General features: G+C 71.6%; 14 protein-coding genes. 9 read left to right on the top strand and 5 right to left on the bottom strand.

Annotated features, from left to right (window positions below; genetic code table 11):
- Positions 1 to 19: 19 nt before the first annotated feature.
- Entirely contained in the window at positions 20 to 1,831 is a 1,812-nt protein-coding gene (locus P6897_RS02120) for a glycoside hydrolase family 15 protein (protein WP_282501959.1), read from the bottom strand.
- Positions 1,832 to 1,912: 81 nt separating this feature from the next.
- Here P6897_RS02120 and P6897_RS02115 point away from each other — a divergent pair, with 81 nt between their 5' ends.
- From P6897_RS02115 to P6897_RS02075, 9 genes are all read left to right on the top strand, one after another.
- Complete coding sequence (locus tag P6897_RS02115) at positions 1,913 to 2,956, top strand: ABC transporter substrate-binding protein (protein WP_282501958.1); 1,044 nt, start codon at positions 1,913 to 1,915, stop codon at positions 2,954 to 2,956.
- A gap of 2 nt (positions 2,957 to 2,958) precedes the next feature.
- Complete coding sequence (locus tag P6897_RS02110; protein ID WP_258524604.1) at positions 2,959 to 3,984, top strand: iron chelate uptake ABC transporter family permease subunit; 1,026 nt, start codon at positions 2,959 to 2,961, stop codon at positions 3,982 to 3,984.
- Positions 3,981 to 4,745 (top strand): ABC transporter ATP-binding protein, encoded by a 765-nt coding sequence (locus P6897_RS02105; protein WP_282501957.1) that lies wholly within the window; start codon positions 3,981 to 3,983, stop codon positions 4,743 to 4,745. Before P6897_RS02110 ends, P6897_RS02105 begins: the two co-directional genes overlap by 4 nt.
- A 134-nt stretch (positions 4,746 to 4,879) precedes the next feature.
- On the top strand, positions 4,880 to 5,776 hold the full coding sequence (locus P6897_RS02100; RefSeq protein WP_282501956.1) for an ATP-binding cassette domain-containing protein: 897 nt from the start codon (positions 4,880 to 4,882) through the stop codon (positions 5,774 to 5,776).
- Positions 5,773 to 6,861, top strand: a complete 1,089-nt coding sequence (locus tag P6897_RS02095; RefSeq protein WP_274178234.1) for an ABC transporter permease — start codon at positions 5,773 to 5,775, stop codon at positions 6,859 to 6,861. Before P6897_RS02100 ends, P6897_RS02095 begins: the two co-directional genes overlap by 4 nt.
- A gap of 171 nt (positions 6,862 to 7,032) precedes the next feature.
- Complete coding sequence (locus P6897_RS02090) at positions 7,033 to 7,614, top strand: nitroreductase family protein (protein WP_112616103.1); 582 nt, start codon at positions 7,033 to 7,035, stop codon at positions 7,612 to 7,614.
- 103 nt (positions 7,615 to 7,717) lie between these two features.
- Positions 7,718 to 8,935, top strand: coding sequence for a type III polyketide synthase (locus tag P6897_RS02085; protein WP_282501955.1), 1,218 nt, complete (start codon positions 7,718 to 7,720; stop codon positions 8,933 to 8,935).
- The gene (locus tag P6897_RS02080; protein WP_282501954.1) at positions 8,926 to 9,624 is read left to right on the top strand and encodes a methyltransferase domain-containing protein; all 699 of its coding nucleotides are present in this window, start codon (positions 8,926 to 8,928) and stop codon (positions 9,622 to 9,624) included. The genes P6897_RS02085 and P6897_RS02080 overlap by 10 nt, the downstream gene beginning before the upstream one ends.
- Complete coding sequence (locus P6897_RS02075; protein WP_282501953.1) at positions 9,617 to 10,774, top strand: NAD(P)/FAD-dependent oxidoreductase; 1,158 nt, start codon at positions 9,617 to 9,619, stop codon at positions 10,772 to 10,774. Before P6897_RS02080 ends, P6897_RS02075 begins: the two co-directional genes overlap by 8 nt.
- Before the next feature lie 4 nt (positions 10,775 to 10,778).
- On the opposite strand, the gene P6897_RS02070 is transcribed toward P6897_RS02075, so the two are convergent.
- From P6897_RS02070 to P6897_RS02055, 4 genes are all read right to left on the bottom strand, one after another.
- Positions 10,779 to 11,603, bottom strand: coding sequence for a UbiA family prenyltransferase (locus tag P6897_RS02070; protein WP_274178230.1), 825 nt, complete (start codon positions 11,601 to 11,603; stop codon positions 10,779 to 10,781).
- Positions 11,604 to 11,682: 79 nt separating this feature from the next.
- Entirely contained in the window at positions 11,683 to 13,911 is a 2,229-nt protein-coding gene (locus P6897_RS02065) for an AAA family ATPase (protein WP_282501952.1), read from the bottom strand.
- Between the two features lie 64 nt (positions 13,912 to 13,975).
- Positions 13,976 to 14,974, bottom strand: a complete 999-nt coding sequence (locus P6897_RS02060; RefSeq protein ID WP_282501951.1) for a helix-turn-helix domain-containing protein — start codon at positions 14,972 to 14,974, stop codon at positions 13,976 to 13,978.
- Between the two features lie 261 nt (positions 14,975 to 15,235).
- Complete coding sequence (locus tag P6897_RS02055; RefSeq protein ID WP_282502629.1) at positions 15,236 to 16,342, bottom strand: glycosyltransferase; 1,107 nt, start codon at positions 16,340 to 16,342, stop codon at positions 15,236 to 15,238.
- Positions 16,343 to 16,344 lie beyond the last annotated feature (2 nt).

The raw sequence follows: 16,344 nt of genomic DNA, 5'->3' as shown, positions 1-16,344 counted from the left end.
TGGCGTACCGCCGGCCGGCTCAGCGCCGGTGCGCCGCGCGCCCGCCGTGCCCCGCCAGCGCATCGGCTGCGCCCACCAGCGCGAGGTGCGACAGCGCCTGCGGCGTGTTTCCCGCCTGGCGCCCGTCGGTGACGTCGTACTCCTCCGACAGGAGCCCGACGTCGTTGGCGAGTCCGCACAAGCGGTCCATGAGCCGGGTGGCGTCGTCGATGCGTCCGGTCGCCGCGTACTGCTCGACGAGCCAGAACGAGCAGGCGAGGAAGGGATGCTCGGTGCCGGCGAGACCGTCGACGCCGGCCTCGGTGCGGTAGCGCATCACCAGGCCGTCGCGCAGCAGCGTGCTCTCGATGCGCGCGACGGTCGCGAGCATGCGCGGATCGTCGGGAGCGCAGAACCCGACGGCCGGAAGCAGCAGCAGCGACGCGTCGACCTCGTCGGTGCGGAAGTGCTGCGTGAAGTGCCCGCCCGCGGCATCCACGCCCTGCTCGTCGATCTCGGCGCGGACGCGGTCGCGCAGGGCCCGCCAGCGATCGGGATCGCCGCTCAACCCGTGCTCCTCGACGGCGCGGACGCCCCGATCGAGGGCGGCCCAGATCATCGCCCGCGAGTGGGTGAACATCTGCGGTTCACCCCGGATCTCCCAGATACCGTGATCGGGCCGGTCGAGCCAGGCGACGACCTGATCGAGCAGTGCCCGCTGCAACGCCCACGAGAACGAGGTCTCGGTGACGCCGGCGAGCCGGGCGGCCTCGAGGGCGACCATCACCTCGCCGATGACGTCGGCCTGATACTGGTCGACCGCGCCGTTGCCGACGCGCACCGGCGCGGACCCCGCGTAGCCGGGCAGGCTCTCCAGCTCGCGCTCGGGCAGGTCGCGCTCGCCCGCGATGCCGTACATGATCTGCACGTCGGCGGGATCGCCCGCAACCGCCCGCAGCAGCCAGTCGCGCCAGCGCGCGGCCGCCTCGAGATAGCCGTGCGAGATGTAGGCCTCGAGAGTCAGGGCAGCGTCACGCAGCCATACGTACCGGTAGTCCCAGTTGCGCGAACCACCGAAATCCTCCGGCAGAGAGGTCGTCGCGGCGGCGACGATGCCGCCCGTCTCGGCGTGGGTGAGCGCCCGCAGCACGAGCATGGAACGCAGCACCCGGTCGCCCCACCGCCCGCCGTCGCGGATGCGCCGCGCCCAGGTCGTCCACCACCCGCGCGTGCGCTCGAGGGCGCCGTCGACGTCGAAGGGCTGCGGGATGTCGCGGTACGAGGCCTCCCAGCGGAGCACCGAGTCGACGGTGCGCCCCGCCTCGACACGGAACTCGCCCCGGTGCATCGTGTCCCGGGCGACGAGCCGCGGCCCGCGCAGCGTGACGGCATCCGGCCCGGCCACCGCGAGCAGGACGCCCATCGGGCGGGCATCCGACGTGTCGGCCGCACCGATCTGCCGCACCCAGGGCACCGCCCGCGCATAGTCGAAGCGCAGCCGCACCTCGCTCACGAAGTCGACTTCGCCCGCGACACCGACGACGCGCCGGACGACCGCATCGACCCCGTCGAGGACCGGCATGAACTCGTGCACCTCGGCGACACCGGCGGCACACTCCCACCGGGTCACGAGCACGAACGTGTCGCCGTCGTAGCGCCGCGTCGCGGTCGCGTCCGGGTCGCGTGGCCGCAGGCTCCAGCATCCGTGCGAGCTGTCGCCGAGCAGGGCGCCGAAGATGGAGCCGGAGTCATAGCGGGGAAGGCACAGCCAGTCGAGGTCGCCCCGGTCGGACACGAGCGCCGCACTGCGGCAGTTGCTGAGGAGGGCGTAGCGCTCGATCGGTGCGGGCATGCTCGCATCATCGCGGTCGGGGGTCGGATCCGCCAACACGGCGATTCGCGGATGCTGGTTAGGCGAGGCTATCCTTCTGCGGTGCGTCATCGTCTCCTCGCCAGTCTCGCCATCGTTCCGCTGGCCGCTCTCGCTCTCGCGGGCTGCGGCGCATCGGAGGTCGTCCCGGCCGGCGCGGCCGCCCCGGCCGGCAACGGAGAGACGTCCTACCCCCTGACGATCGAGAACTGCGGCCGCTCCATCACCGTCGACGCGGCGCCCCAGCGCATCGTCTCGCTGGACCAGAACTCCACCGAGATCCTGCTCTCGCTCGGGCTGGAGGACCGCATCGTGGGCACGGCGTCGTGGACCGACCCGATCCTTCCCTCGCTCGCCGAGGCGAACCAGAACGTGCCCCGCCTGGCCGACAACGCCCCCACCTACGAGGTCACGCTCGGCGCCGACCCCGACTTCGTCACTGCCTCGTTCGGACGACACTTCACGCAGGGCGGCGTCGCGACGCGCGACCGGTTCGACGAGACCGGGATCGGCAGCTACCTCTCGCCGACCGACTGCGACAACGGCGTCAGCATCAACGGCGGTGGCACCCGCACCACCCCGCTCACCGTCGACGCGCTCTATCAGGAGATCACCGAGCTGGGTCAGATCTTCGACGTCTCCGATCGGGCCGAGGAGCTCGTCGACGATCTGCGCTCGCGCGCTGCGGCCGCGACAGAGGGCCTCGACGCCTCGGGCGCCACCGTCGCCTTCTGGTTCGCCGACACCAAGACCCCGTACGTCGCCGGCGGGCTCGGTTCGGCTGCGCTGCTCGCGGCGACCACCGGGTTCACCAACGTGTACGCCGATGCCGACGACGACTGGCCCGCGACCACCTGGGAGGACCTCGTCGACCGCGATCCGCAGGTGCTCGTCCTCGGCGATCTGCAACGCGATCGCTTCCCCGGCGACCGGCTCGACGACAAGATCGCGTTCCTCGAGTCGGATCCCGTAACGCGCACGATCGATGCCGTGCGCAACAAGCGCTACATCGCGCTGCATGGCGCCGAGCTCAACCCTTCGATCCGCTTCGTCGACGGGCTCGAGAAGATCGAGAGCTGGATGGACGAGCACCGGGACGAGCTCTGAGCGTGCGCACCCGCGGCCCCGTCGCCACGGCCGGGTTGCTCGGGGGCGGCATCCTGCTGCTCGTCGTGTCGGTCGGCGTCGCGATCACCCTCGGCCCGGCCGACATCCTGCTCGTCAACGTCCGCGACATCGTCACCAACCACCTGGGCCTCACCGACATCCCCGTCAAGACCGCGAAAGACGCGATCGTCTGGGAGGAGCGACTGCCCCGCGCGCTGGTCGCCGCGGCGTGCGGTGCGGGGCTCGGGCTCTGCGGCGTCATCATGCAGTCGCTGCTGCGGAACCCCCTCGCCGAGCCGTTCATCCTCGGCATCTCGTCCGGCGCCTCGACCGGGGCCGTCGCGATCGGCGTGCTCGGCCTCGGCGGTGCCGCGCTCGGCCTCTCCGGCGGGGCCTTCATCGGAGCGCTCGTCGCTTTCGCGGTGGTGCTGCTGCTCGCACGCCTCGCCGGGGGCGGGAACGACCGTGTCGTCCTGGCCGGAGTCGCGAGCACGCAGCTGTTCTCGGCACTCACCTCTCTCGTGATCTTCGCGTTCGCCGACGCCGATGAGACGCGCGGGGTCATGTTCTGGCTCCTCGGCTCGCTCGAGGGCATCCGCTGGGACGACGTCGTGCTGTGCACCGTCGTCGTGGCGCTGGGCTCCCTGCTGTGCCTGCGCTACGCCTCGGCCCTCGACGCCTTCGTCTTCGGCGATGAGGTCGCGGCCTCCCTGGGCATCCACATCGCACGCACGCGCGGCATCCTGCTCGTCACGACCGCGCTGATCACGGCCACCCTCGTGAGCGTCGCCGGCGCGATCGGCTTCGTCGGCCTCGTCCTGCCCCACATGGCACGCCTGCTCGTCGGGTCGCGCCACGGGCGCCTCATCCCCACCACGATCGTCGCGGGGGCGATCTTCATGGTGTGGGTGGATGCCGGCTCGCGCGTCGCCTTCTCGCCTACGCCGCTGCCCGTCGGCGTCGGGACCGCCCTGGTCGGCGTGCCCGTCTTCATCGTTCTGCTCGCCCGCCGGAGGAACCGCGCATGACCCTCGCCGCACGCGACGTGTCGTGGACGCGCTCGGGCACGCTCGTCGTCGACGGCGTGAGCGTGCACCCCGAACCGGGTCAGACCCTGGGCCTGCTCGGCCCGAACGGATCGGGCAAGTCATCGCTCCTGCGCCTGCTGCACGGGCTCGTTCGGCCGACCGCGGGCCTCGTGACCCTCGATGACGAAGACCTCTCGTCGCTCAGCCGGCGCCGCGTCGCGCGGACCGTGGCCGCCGTCACGCAGCACGCCGACACGGAGGTCGACATCACCGTGCGCGAGATCGTGCGCCTCGGGCGCATCCCGCACCGGACGACCTTCGGCGGCGACCCGGCGGCCGATGCCGCGGCGGTCGATCGCGCCCTGGAGCACGTCGGCCTGGCTGATCGGGCCGACCGCATGTGGCACACGCTCTCGGGCGGCGAGCGCCAGCGCGCGCAGATCGCCCGCGCGCTGGCGCAGGAGCCGCGCGAACTGCTGCTCGACGAGCCCACCAACCACCTCGACATCCGTCATCAGCTCGACCTGCTCGAACTCGTCTGCGACCTGCCGGTGACGTGCATCGTCGCGATCCACGATCTGAACCTCGCCGCGATGTACTGCGACGCCGTGATGGTGCTGCAGTCGGGCCGGGTCGTCGCCGCGGGCGCCCCCGCCGAGGTGCTGACCGCCGAGCTCATCGCCGACGTCTACGGCGTGGCCGCCGAGGTGCGCCCGGACGCCCGCGACGGGCATCCGGTCATCACGTTCCTGCGCCGCTGACGGGGCCCACCCACCCCGCTCCCCCCGCACGGCTCCCCCGCCGGGCGGGGCGTACTCCGCCACGATCCGCCGTACGGGGGATCCGCCCGACCCCGCCCGCTCCCTAGCGTGGAGTCATCGGCTAAGGAGGCGGAATGCTCGAACTGAGCGGCATCACCAAGAACTACGGCACGCACCGCGTGCTCGACGACGTGGGGTTCCGGGTGCCCGATGGGCGCCTGACCGGTTTCGTCGGCGGCAACGGGGCGGGCAAGACCACCACGATGCGCATCATGCTCGGTGTCCTCTCGCGCGACCGGGGCGAGGTCACCCTCGACGGCTCGCCGGTGACGGCCGCCGACCGGCGCCGCTTCGGGTACATGCCCGAGGAACGCGGGCTATATCCCAAGATGAAGGTGCTCGAGCAGATCGTCTACCTCGCCCGACTGCATGGATTCTCGAAGTCGGATGCCACGGCGCGCGCCCGCGCCCTTCTCGAAGAGCTCGGACTCGGCGAGCGCCTCAACGACAACATCGAGACGCTGTCGCTCGGCAACCAGCAGCGCGCGCAGATCGCCGCCGCCCTCGTGCACGACCCCGAGGTCCTGATCCTCGACGAGCCGTTCTCGGGGCTCGACCCCCTCGCCGTCGACGTCGTGGCGGGCGTCCTGCAGACGCGGGCCGCCCAGGGCGTCGGCGTGCTGTTCTCGTCGCACCAGCTCGACGTCGTCGAGCGCCTCTGCGACGACCTCGTCATCATCGCCGGCGGAACCATCCGCGCCGCCGGCACCCGCGACGGGCTCCGCCGCGAGCACCAGGGGCACCGCTACGAGCTCGTCTCGACGGGAGATGCCGGCTGGCTCCGCACCGAACCGGGGGTCGAGGTCGTCGAGTTCGACGGCGGCTACGCCCTGTTCGACGTCGATGCCGACGAGACCGCGCAGCGCGTGCTGCGCCGGGCCGTCGAGCACGGCGACGTCGCGAGCTTCACGCCGCGGCATCCGTCCCTCGCCCAGATCTTCACCGAAGTCATCCAGGAGGTCGCCCCGTGAGCGCCGCATCCCCCTCATTCGCCCAGAGCACCTGGCTCGTCGCCGAACGCGAGATCGGCTCGAAGCTCCGCAGCAAGTCGTTCGTGATCTCGTTCGCCATCCTCTTCCTCGGCGCGCTCGCGCTCGTGATCTGGGGCGGCTTCTCGGCGGGGAACGACAGCGGCTCGCCCGTCGCGGTGACCCCGGACGCGGCCTCGTACGTCCAGAACGCGCCCGGCCTCGACGTGAAGGATGTCGCCGACCGGGCGGCCGCCGAGAGCGCCGTGCGCGACGGCGACGTCGACGCCGCGGTCGTCGCCGACGCGTCCGCGCCGAGCGGATACGTCGTCATCGGCGACACGTCGGTGTCGAACACCATCCTCCTGTCGCTCGCGCAGCTGCCGAAGGTCGAGCTGCTCGACCCCTCCGGCGACGCCGGCTTCCTCGGCTACATCGTCGCGATCGGGTTCGGCGCGATCTTCTTCATCTCGGCGCAGACCTTCGGTGCCACGATCGCCCAGTCGGTCGTCGAGGAGAAGCAGACGCGCGTCGTCGAACTGCTGATCTCGGCCGTGCCGGTCCGGGCGCTGCTCGCGGGCAAGGTGATCGGCAACACGGTATTGGCGATGGGGCAGATCCTCATCCTCGCCGCGGTAGCGGTGATCGGGCTGACGGTCACGGATCAGACGGCGCTGCTGACGGGCATCGGCGCCCCCATCGCCTGGTTCGCAGTGTTCTTCCTGTTCGGCTTCGTGCTGCTCGCCGCGCTCTTCGCCGCCGCCGCCGCGATGGTCTCGCGGCAGGAGGACATCGGAGCGACGACGACGCCCCTCATCCTGCTCGTCATGGCGCCGTACTTCCTGGTCATCTTCGCGTGGAACAACCCGCTGATCCTCGGGATCATGTCGTACGTGCCCTTCTCGGCACCGGTCGGCATGCCGATGCGCCTGTTCCTCGGCGACGCGCTGTGGTGGGAGCCGCTGCTGTCGCTCGCGATCCTGCTCCTGACCTGCGTCGGGGCGATCCTCGTCGGCGCCAAGATCTACGAGAACTCGCTCCTGCGCATGGGAGCCCGCGTCAAGCTCGGCGAGGCCCTGCGCCGCTGACCCGGCCGCTGCGGGGCCGCCCGCCCTCCCGCCGCATCGCCGTCCTCCGGGTTCACGCCCGGAGGACGGCGATGAGTTTCTCGTGACGGGGAATGTCGGCGAACGCGCCGTCGTTCGCACGTGGCGGGACGATGGAGTCCGACGCTGTCCGCACGAACCCGGGAGAATCCCATGTCCCTCATCGAAGAGCGCGTCGCCGAGACCGACGCCCCCGTCCTCGACATCCTCGCCGCCCGCTGGAGCACGCGCCTGTACGACGAGGTCTCCCCCGTCGACGAGGACGCCCTCGCCAGCGCCCTCGAGGCGGCACGCTGGGCCCCGTCGGCCTTCAACGCACAGCCCTGGCGCTTCGTCGTTGCTCGTCGCGGCACCCAGACCCACGAGAAGGTCGTGTCGACGCTCGTCGAGTTCAACCAGGCCTGGGCCGGCCCCGCGGGCGCCCTCATCGTCTTCATCGCGCAGACCGAGAACGACGGCAAGCCCGTGCCCACCGCGCTCTACGACCTCGGCCAGGCCGCCGCGCACTTCACCGTCCAGGCCCACGCCGACGGCCTGTACACCCACCAGATGACCGGGTTCGATGCCGCAGCCCTCGCCGAGAAGCTCGGCATCGAGGCCCCGTTCACGCCCGTCACCGTCATGGCCGTCGGCGACCTCGGCGACATCGACGCCGCCCCCGCCGCCGTGCGCGAGCGCGAGCTCTCGCCCCGCACCCGCCGGCCCGTGGCCGAGTCGGTCGTCATCGACGACTGAGCCCGCCGGCAGCGGTTCGCACGGCGGCGGCCGCACCATAGACGAGGTCTGTGAGGTGCGACACCCCGGCGCCGCGGCGGTGCCGCACCGGTTATCGTCAAGCATGACCGCCCGCATCCTGTCGATCGGCACCGCCGTGCCGCCGGCCGTGCTTCACCAGAACTCCGTGCGCGACCTGTTCGCCGCACAGCCCGGCATCGGACGGCTGTCGCAGCGTCTGGTCCGCGCGGCGTTCGACGCCTCGGCCATCGAGACCCGGCACACCGTGCTGACCGATCTCGCCGAGGCGCTCGAGCCCGGTGGCGCGCGATCGGATGCCGCCGGCCCGGCCGCCGGCGACCCGGCATCCCTTCCCGTCATCTCCGACGACGGGGCACTGCTCTCGCCCTCGACGGGCACACGCAACGACACCTATATCGCCCTCGCCCCCGAGCTGTCGGCGCGCGCGGCGCGGGAGGCCCTGTCTGCGGCATCCGTCGCGCCGGCGGAGATCACTCACGTCGTGACCGTCTCGTGCACCGGCATGTACGCGCCGGGTCCCGACTACCGGCTGGTGCGCGACCTCGGCCTTCCCACGACCGTCGAGCGCTACCACCTGGGGTTCATCGGCTGCGCGGCCGCCGTCCCGGCCCTTCGGGCAGCGGCACGCATGTGCGCCGCCCAGCCCGACGCCGTCGTGCTCGTGGTCTGCGCCGAGCTGTGCACCCTGCACTTCCGGGTCGCCGACGACCCCGACCAGATCCTCGCGGCATCGCTGTTCGCCGACGGCGCCGCGGCGGCGGTCGTCAGCGCAGACCCGGCGCGTCGCGGAGAGCGGTGGCTCGACCTCGATCGGTTCGCGACCGCGGTGACCGACGACGGTGAGCGCGACATGACCTGGACGATCGGGGACGCCGGCTTCGAGATGGTGCTGACGGCCGAGGTGCCGCGCATCATCGGGCGCGAGATCCGCGCCGCGGTGGCCGAGGTGATCGGCGACGGCCGGGTCGACACGTGGGCCGTCCACCCGGGCGGCCGAGCCGTCCTCGACCGCGTCGAATCGGGCCTCGACCTGCCGTCGGATGCCCTTGCGGCGTCGCGTGCCGCGCTGCGGGACTACGGGAACATGTCGAGCGCGACGATCCTCTTTATCCTCCGCTCGCTCCTCGACGCAGACACCCTGCGCGACGGCGAGACGATCGCGACGCTCGCGTTCGGCCCCGGACTCACGATGGAGGCCGCGCTCCTCACGGCAGGAGTCGCCGCTGGAGCCGACACCGGCGTTGCGGAGAAAGCGTCGACGGATGCCGTGTGGGCGGAACCCGTCGCATCGTGGACCTGAGTCGTCGCGACGTCGAGCTGCGCGAGCTGATGGACGACCCGGACTGCGATCCGGAGGCCCTCGCGCAGACGCTCCGCCGCTTCGACCTCGTCAATCGCGCCGTGAGCGGCTGGGGAACGGTATGGCGGCGGCATCTGCGGCCCGCCCTCGCGCGTCTGGATCGACCCGCCCGCGTGCTCGACATCGGATCAGGCGGTGGCGACGTCACCGCGCGGCTCGCGCGGCTCGCGGAACGGGATGGCCTGGACGTCGGCTGGGTCGGGATCGACCCGGATCCCCGCGCCCTCGCCGTCGCGCGCGAGCGCAGCCGGCCCGACCTGGAGTTCCGCAGCACCGACTCGACGGCGCTGCGGGCGAGCGGCGAGCGCTTCGACGCCGTCATCTCGAACCATGTGCTGCATCACCTCGGCGAGCCCGAGCTCGACGCCTTCATCGCCGACTCGCTCGCCCTGTCGCGCGGCATCGTGCTCCACGCCGACATCGAGCGGGGGCGCGCGGCCTACGCGCTCTACGCGGCGGCCATCCTGCCGGTTCAGCACGGGACCTTCCTGCGCACCGACGGGCTGCGCTCGATCCGCCGCAGCTACCGTGCCCGAGAGCTGCGGACGACGCTCGCGAGTCGCGGCGAGTGGCACGTCGTCCGCCCCGCGCCGTTCCGCGTGCTCGCCGTGGGAGCGGGGCGTGCCTGACGTCATCGTCGTCGGCGCTGGCCCGGTGGGGATGCTGCTGGCGGCCGAGCTTACGCGGCGGGGTGTCGACGTCACGGTGCTCGAGCGCCGCGAACGCGGCGGCGACGGGTCGCGGGCGATCGGGCTGCACGCTCCCGTCCTCGCCGCGCTCGAGGAGGGCGGTGCGACCGACCGCATCCTCGAGGACGCGGTCCGTGTCTCGCGCGGCGAGGCCCGCAGCGACGGAACACTGCTCGGCGTCGTCCGATTCGATCGCCTGTCGGTGCGGCATCCGTATGTCGCCACCCTCCCGCAGGCCCTCACCGAGCGCGCTCTCGCGTTCGGTGCGCCGTCGCCGCTGCGTGGGGTCGCCGTCACCCGCGTGACACCGGGGCCGGCCGACGTACGGGTCGAGACGTCCGGTGCTCGCGGGGCCGGCGAACTGTCGGCGCCGCTCGTCGTGGTCGCCGGAGGCGTCGGCGCACGCGAGCTCGTGTTCCGGCCGAACGCCGTGAGACGCACGAGCTACCCCGACCGGTACCTCATGAGCGACGCCGACGTCCCCGGGAGACCCGATGCCGACGTCGCGGTGGTTCACCTCGCGCGAGCGGGGGTGCTCGAGTCCTTCCCCCTGCCGGGAGGCCGACGCCGCTTCGTCGCCTGGGACGAGCCGCCCGGGCAGGATGACGGCGGGTTCGACGAGCCGGATGCGCGGCTGCGGCGGCTGCGCACGGCGATACGGGAACGGGGCGAAACGGATGCCGCAGAGGCACTGACCGGCGCGACGGGGTTCCGCGTGCGACGTGTGCTCGCACCGGCCCTGCGTCGCGGCCGGGTGACGGTGATCGGCGACACCGCACACGAGATCAGCCCGATCGGAGGACAGGGGATGAACCTCGGCCTCCTCGACGCGGCGACCCTCGCGCCGCTGCTCGCTGCCTGGGTCCGCAGCGGCACCGAGCCCGCTGCTGCCCTAGCACGATGGGAGCACGATCGGCTGCGTTCGGCCCGCACGGCGGGACGGCTGGCGGCGGTCAACATGCGTCTCGGCCGCCCGGTGAGTGCGGGCGCGGACGCCGTGCGCACTCGGATGCTCGGGCGCGTGCTCGCCGCGACCGGCTCCCTGGTCCCGAACGCCTATGCGATGGGGCTCGACGCCGCTGCTCGCTGAGTTCTCAGCGCAACGAGCCCGCAGCCACCACCAGCTGCGCGGCGAGCACGAGAGCCGCGGCCATGACGAGGCGGAAGCCGGTGCGGTCGGGACCGCGGAGCCGCATCCGCACCACCACCGCGACCGCGAGCACCAGCACCACGCCGAAGAACAGCCACGGCAGGACTCCCTCGCTCCGCCCGCCGATGAGCACGGCGATCGCGGCGACGACGATCCCGGCGACAGCGATGATGATCGATACCGGCGCTCCGAGGCGATGCGGCAGCCCCCGCACACCGGTGTCGCGGTCGTCGTCGAGGTCGGGCAGGACGTTGGTCAGGTGCACCGCCGCCCCGAGCGCAGCACCCGCCACAGCAGCGAAGGGCGCCGCGAGCGTCGGATCGGGTGACGAGAGCGTCGCCAGCGAGGGGAAGAGACCGAAGCTCACGAGGAAGGGCACGACGGACACCGGCGTCGACTTCAGCCCGAGGTTGTACGACCAGGCCGACACGATCGTCACGGCGTGCGCGAGCAGCATCCCCCATCCGAGCGCCGCCGAGAGAGCGAGCGCGATGACGGCGGAGCCCCCGGCCGCGATCCAGGCCGCACGATTCGAGACCTCACCGCGGACGAGAGGCTTGTCGGTGCGGCCGACGGCGCGGTCGCGTTCACGGTCGATCGCGTCGTTGGAGATGCCGATCGAGAGCTGACCGAAAAGCACGGATGCCACCAGCACCGCGAGCCGCCAGGGCTCGAGCCCGGCCGCGAGTCCGAGCGCCAGAGCCAGAGCCGTCACGACGACCGAGGGCCCCGGGTGTGAGGCGCCCCACAGGGCCCGGATCGCACGCATGCGTCCACACTCTCACGTCAGGGTCATCGGCTCCGACGGGGTTGCGCGCCTCGGCGTCGTGGGCAGGCCGCCGCCGCGATCAGTCGTCGAGCAGCTCGGCCTCGATCACGTCGTCGTCCCCTCCGGCGGCTGCCGGCGCGGCAGGCTCCGCCGCGGGACCGGCACTCGTCAGCACGAGCGCCGAGCCGTCGGCGGCCACGTCGACCCGGACGATGTCGCCGTCGCGCACCCTGCCCGACAGGATGGCCATGGCGAGGCGGTCCTGGATCTCGGACTGGATGAGGCGGCGCAGCGGCCGGGCTCCGAACACCGGGTCGTAGCCGCGCTCGGCCAGCCACGCGCGCGCATCGGGGGTGACCGCGAGCGAGAGACGCCGGTCCTTGAGGCGCCGCTGCAGCGCGTCGACGGAGAGCTCGACGATCTGTGCGAGGTCGTCCTGGCTCAGCGCCTCGAACATCACGGTGTCATCGAGACGGTTCAGGAACTCGGGCCGGAACGCCTGGCGCAGCAGGATCTGCACCTGCTCGCGCTTCTGCTCGAGGCTCAGCGTCGGGTCGATGAGGATCGGCGATCCGAGGTTCGAGGTGAGGATCAGGATGACGTTGCGGAAGTCGACCGTCCGGCCCTGGCCGTCGGTGAGGCGGCCGTCGTCCATGACCTGCAGCAGCACGTCGAAGACCTCGGGGTGCGCCTTCTCGACCTCGTCGAGCAGCACGACGGAGTACGGGCGGCGGCGCACGGCCTCGGTGAGCTGGCCGCCCTGCTCGTAGCCGATGTACCCGGGAGGGGCACCGACGAGCCGCGACACGGAGTGCTTCTCGCCGTACTCCGACATGTCGATGCGCACCATGGCGTGTTCGTCGTCGAAGAGGAACTCGGCCAAAGCCTTGGCGAGCTCGGTCTTGCCGACACCGGTCGGCCCCAGGAACAGGAACGAGCCCGTGGGCCGGTTCGGGTCGCTGATGCCCGCTCGCGAGCGACGCACGGCGTCGGCGACGGCCTTGACGGCGGTCTTCTGCCCGATGAGGCGCTTGCCGAGCTCGGACTCGAGGCGCACGAGCTTCTCGGTCTCCCCCTGCAGCAGGCGCCCGACGGGGATGCCGGTCCAGGCGGCGATCACGGCGGCGATGTCCTCGTCGGTGACCTGTTCGTTGACCATCCGCTCGGGCCCGTCGACGGCGGTCTCGGCGCGCTCCGCTTCGACGACCTCGCGTTCGAGCGCCGGGATCTCGGCGTACAGAAGCCGCGATGCCTTCTCGAGGTTGCCCTCGCGCTGCGCGCGCTCGGCTTCGACACGAGCCGCGTCGAGACGCGTCTTGAGGTCGCCGACGCGGTTCAGCGACGCCCGCTCGCGCTCCCAGCGCGCCTGCAACTCGTCGAGCTTCTGCTGCTCGTCCTTCAGCGTCGCACGCAAGGCGTCGAGACGCTCGCGCGAGGCGGCATCCTTCTCCTTCTTGAGCGCGAGCTCCTCGAGCTTCAGCCGGTCGACGTGCCGGCGCAGCTCGTCGATCTCGAGCGGCGCCGAGTCGATCTCCATGCGCAGGCGCGACGCGGCCTCATCGATCAGGTCGATCGCCTTGTCGGGCAGCTGGCGGGCCGGGATGTAGCGGTTCGAGAGGGATGCCGCGGCCACGAGCGCACCGTCCGAGATGGCGACCTTGTGGTGGGCCTCGTAGCGCTCCTTGAGCCCGCGGAGGATGGCGATGGTGTCCTCGACGCTCGGCTCGCCGACGTAGACCTGCTGGAAGCGGCGCTCGAGCGCGGCATCCTTCTCGATGAACTCGCGGTACTCGTCGAGGGTGGTCGCACCGATGAGGCGGAGCTCACCGCGGGCGAGCATGGGCTTGAGCATGTTGGATGCCGCGACCGAGCCTTCGCCGCCGCCCGCGCCCATGAGCACGTGCAGCTCGTCGATGAAGGTGATGATGCGGCCGTCGGACTCGGTGATCTCCTTGAGCACGCTCTTCAGGCGCTCCTCGAACTGACCGCGGTACATGGCGCCGGCCACGAGCGCGGAGATGTCGAGCGAGACGAGCTCTTTGTTCTTGAGGCTCTCGGCGACGTCGCCCGCGACGATGCGCTGAGCGAGGCCCTCGACGACGGCGGTCTTGCCGACGCCGGGCTCGCCGATGAGGACGGGGTTGTTCTTCGTGCGGCGGGTGAGCACCTGGCTGACGCGGCGGATCTCGCTGTCGCGCCCGATGACCGGGTCGAGCTTGCCCTGCCGGGCACGGTCAGTGAGGTTGATGCCGAACTGCTCGAGGGCGCTCTGCGCCTCCTCCTGTCCGGGCTGCTGTGTGGCGTTCATATCTCTCCTGAAATCTCTCGGCTCAAACTTGAGCCTGTGTGACTCAAGTTTATCACCGTGTCGTTCAGGACGCTACGGCCTCTGCCGCAGCCCCGGCCACCGACGCCGCCTCGGGCGTACAGGCGAAGCGGGCGCGGTACGCCGAGGGGCTGAGCCCGAGGGCGCGCGCGAAGTTCTGCCGCAGGACGGAGGCCGAGCCGAATCCGCTGTCGGCCGCGATCTGGTCGAGCCCGAGGTCGGTCCGCTCGAGCAGCCGCTGCGCCCGCAGGATCCGCTGCCGCCCGAGCCACGCCGCCGGGGTCGTCCCGTAATCGGCCTTGAATCGGCGCGCGAACGTCCGCGGCGACATGTGCGCGCGCGACGCGAGCAGATCGACGGACAGATCGAGGTCGAGGTTCGCGATCATCCAGTCGGTGATGGGCGCGAGCGACAGCGATGCCGCCTCGGGGAGCGGACGCGCGATGAACTGGGCCTGCCCGCCGTCGCGGAGGGGCGGCACGACCATCCGCCGGGCGATCGTGTTCGCCGCCTCGGCCCCGAGCTCGATGCGCAGCAGGTGCAGGCAGGCGTCGAGCCCCGCCGCGGTACCCGCAGACGTGATGATCCGGTCCGACTGCACGTACAGCACGTCGGGGTCGACCTCGATGCGCGGGTACATCTGCGCCATGGTCTCGGCGTAGCGCCAGTGCGTCGTGGCGCGCTTGCCGTCGAGCACACCGGATGCCGCGACCACGAAGGCTCCGCTGCAGACGGTGAGCACCCATGCGCCGCGCTCGACCGCACGTCGGACGACGGCTGTGACGCGGTTATCCACGGAGTCCCAGCTCTCGCGCGGGATGGGAGTGATGACGACCAGATCGGCCTCGTCGGCGAACTGGAGTCCCGCGTCGACGTTGAGTGAGAACGGGAGATTGGCGGGGACCGCCCCCGGATCGGGTGCCACCACCCGGAAGTCGAAGTTCGGGATGCCCTCGTCACTGCGGTCGAGACCGAACGCCTCGCACGCGAGACCGAACTCGAAGGGCGCGAACCCGGGCTGGACGACGCAAGCGACCGTGTGCATGGCAGGATTCCTCCGAATACCGTCTCATCCGCCAGTATCGGCAGGATAACGCTCATCGTAGCGTTTCTGCCATGCCTTCCGACATCCTTCTTCTCGCACTCGTCCTCCTCGTGATCGCCGCCGTGACAGGCACGCTCGCGGTGGTCGCACGCGACGGCTACCGCCGCGTCCCCACCGACCCGACACGCGTGCCGCCGGCAGAGGAATCGGCGCCCACACACCGCGAGCGCGAGCGGTCACCGCGCCGGAGCGCGGTCGCCGTCAGCGGTCGCGGCGCGCGCGGGCGCGACGGGATGCCGCGAGCAGTCGCGACGCCGATTCCGCCCAGGTGAATCGGGAGATGTGCGCACGACCCGCCGCGACGAGCGCCGCGCGGGCGGCATCGTCATCGAGTGACTCGACGGCCGCGGCGAAGGCTCGCGGGTCGCGCGGCGGCACGTAGAGCGCGCCGTCGCCGCCGACCTCATGGAAGATCGCCATGTCGCTGACCACCGCGGGCACCCCGAGCGCCAGGGCTTCCGCGATCGGCAGCCCGTACCCCTCGTCGAGGCTGAGTGTCGCGAGCATTCCCGCATCGGCGAGGAGCGCGGCGTACTCGGCATCCGTCACTCCGCCGTGGAAGATGATGCGGGCACCGCCGGGCGCGAGCTCCTCGAGCTCGGCGCGTCGACCGTCGGAGATCCGACTCAGCAGGTGCAGCGTGCGGCCGGGCAGCCACTGCATCGCCCGGACGAGCGTCTCGACGTTCTTGTAGGGCATGAACGAGCCCATGTAGACGATGTTCTGCGGCTTCGCAGCCCCGGGCATGGCCGTCGCGGGCGCCAGCTCGGCGAGACGCTGCGGAGCGTTGGGCAGCACCACCACCTCGCGCTTGGTCAGCTTGACGTCGGCGAACTGACGCTTGCTCGTCTCGCTGACCGTCGCGACGACGTCTGCGGCGTTCAGCGTCGCCCGCTGCGGCGCATACGAGAGGTGGAAGAGCCGCCAGCCCAAGCGCACGAACCACGGCAGATCGCGGGGCGGTGTGCGGTGCCGGTAGTAGATCGTGTCGTGCAGCGTGAGGATCAGCGCGAACCGCCGACCGAGGGCCCCGATCGTCTGCATCGGCGAGTAGACGACGTCGGGTCGGTGCCGGTTCAGCCGCAGCGCCGCGAACGGCTCGAGCATGGAGGTCGGCGCGTGCAGCGTGACGTGCGGCGCCCCTGCCGGGAGGAACGGCAGCTGCGCGGGGTCGTGCACGATGAACGTGACCTCGACACCCTCGGCGGGCGCCGCCGCGAACAGCGCGTGAGCGAGCTCATGGGAGAAGCGGCTGATGCCGTCGTGGAAATCGGTGCGGATGTAGCGCGCGTCGAAGAAGAGCCGCATCG

Source organism: Microbacterium sp. BDGP8 (genome assembly GCF_029991045.1).
Classification (GTDB): Bacteria; Actinomycetota; Actinomycetes; order Actinomycetales; family Microbacteriaceae; genus Microbacterium; species Microbacterium plantarum.
This window is presented reverse-complemented; position numbering and strand designations above follow the sequence as displayed.

Excerpts from the sequence above, each read along its gene's own strand:
- P6897_RS02065 (WP_282501952.1), bottom strand. The coding sequence starts at position 13,911 with ATGAACGCCACACAGCAGCCCGGACAGGAGGAGGCGCAGAGCGCCCTC.
- P6897_RS02090 (WP_112616103.1), top strand. The coding sequence starts at position 7,033 with ATGTCCCTCATCGAAGAGCGCGTCGCCGAGACCGACGCCCCCGTCCTC.
- P6897_RS02120 (WP_282501959.1), bottom strand. The coding sequence starts at position 1,831 with ATGCCCGCACCGATCGAGCGCTACGCCCTCCTCAGCAACTGCCGCAGT.
- P6897_RS02105 (WP_282501957.1), top strand. The coding sequence starts at position 3,981 with ATGACCCTCGCCGCACGCGACGTGTCGTGGACGCGCTCGGGCACGCTC.
- P6897_RS02070 (WP_274178230.1), bottom strand. The coding sequence starts at position 11,603 with ATGCGTGCGATCCGGGCCCTGTGGGGCGCCTCACACCCGGGGCCCTCG.
- P6897_RS02055 (WP_282502629.1), bottom strand. The coding sequence starts at position 16,342 with ATGCGGCTCTTCTTCGACGCGCGCTACATCCGCACCGATTTCCACGAC.
- P6897_RS02085 (WP_282501955.1), top strand. The coding sequence starts at position 7,718 with ATGACCGCCCGCATCCTGTCGATCGGCACCGCCGTGCCGCCGGCCGTG.
- P6897_RS02100 (WP_282501956.1), top strand. The coding sequence starts at position 4,880 with ATGCTCGAACTGAGCGGCATCACCAAGAACTACGGCACGCACCGCGTG.
- P6897_RS02060 (WP_282501951.1), bottom strand. The coding sequence starts at position 14,974 with ATGCACACGGTCGCTTGCGTCGTCCAGCCCGGGTTCGCGCCCTTCGAG.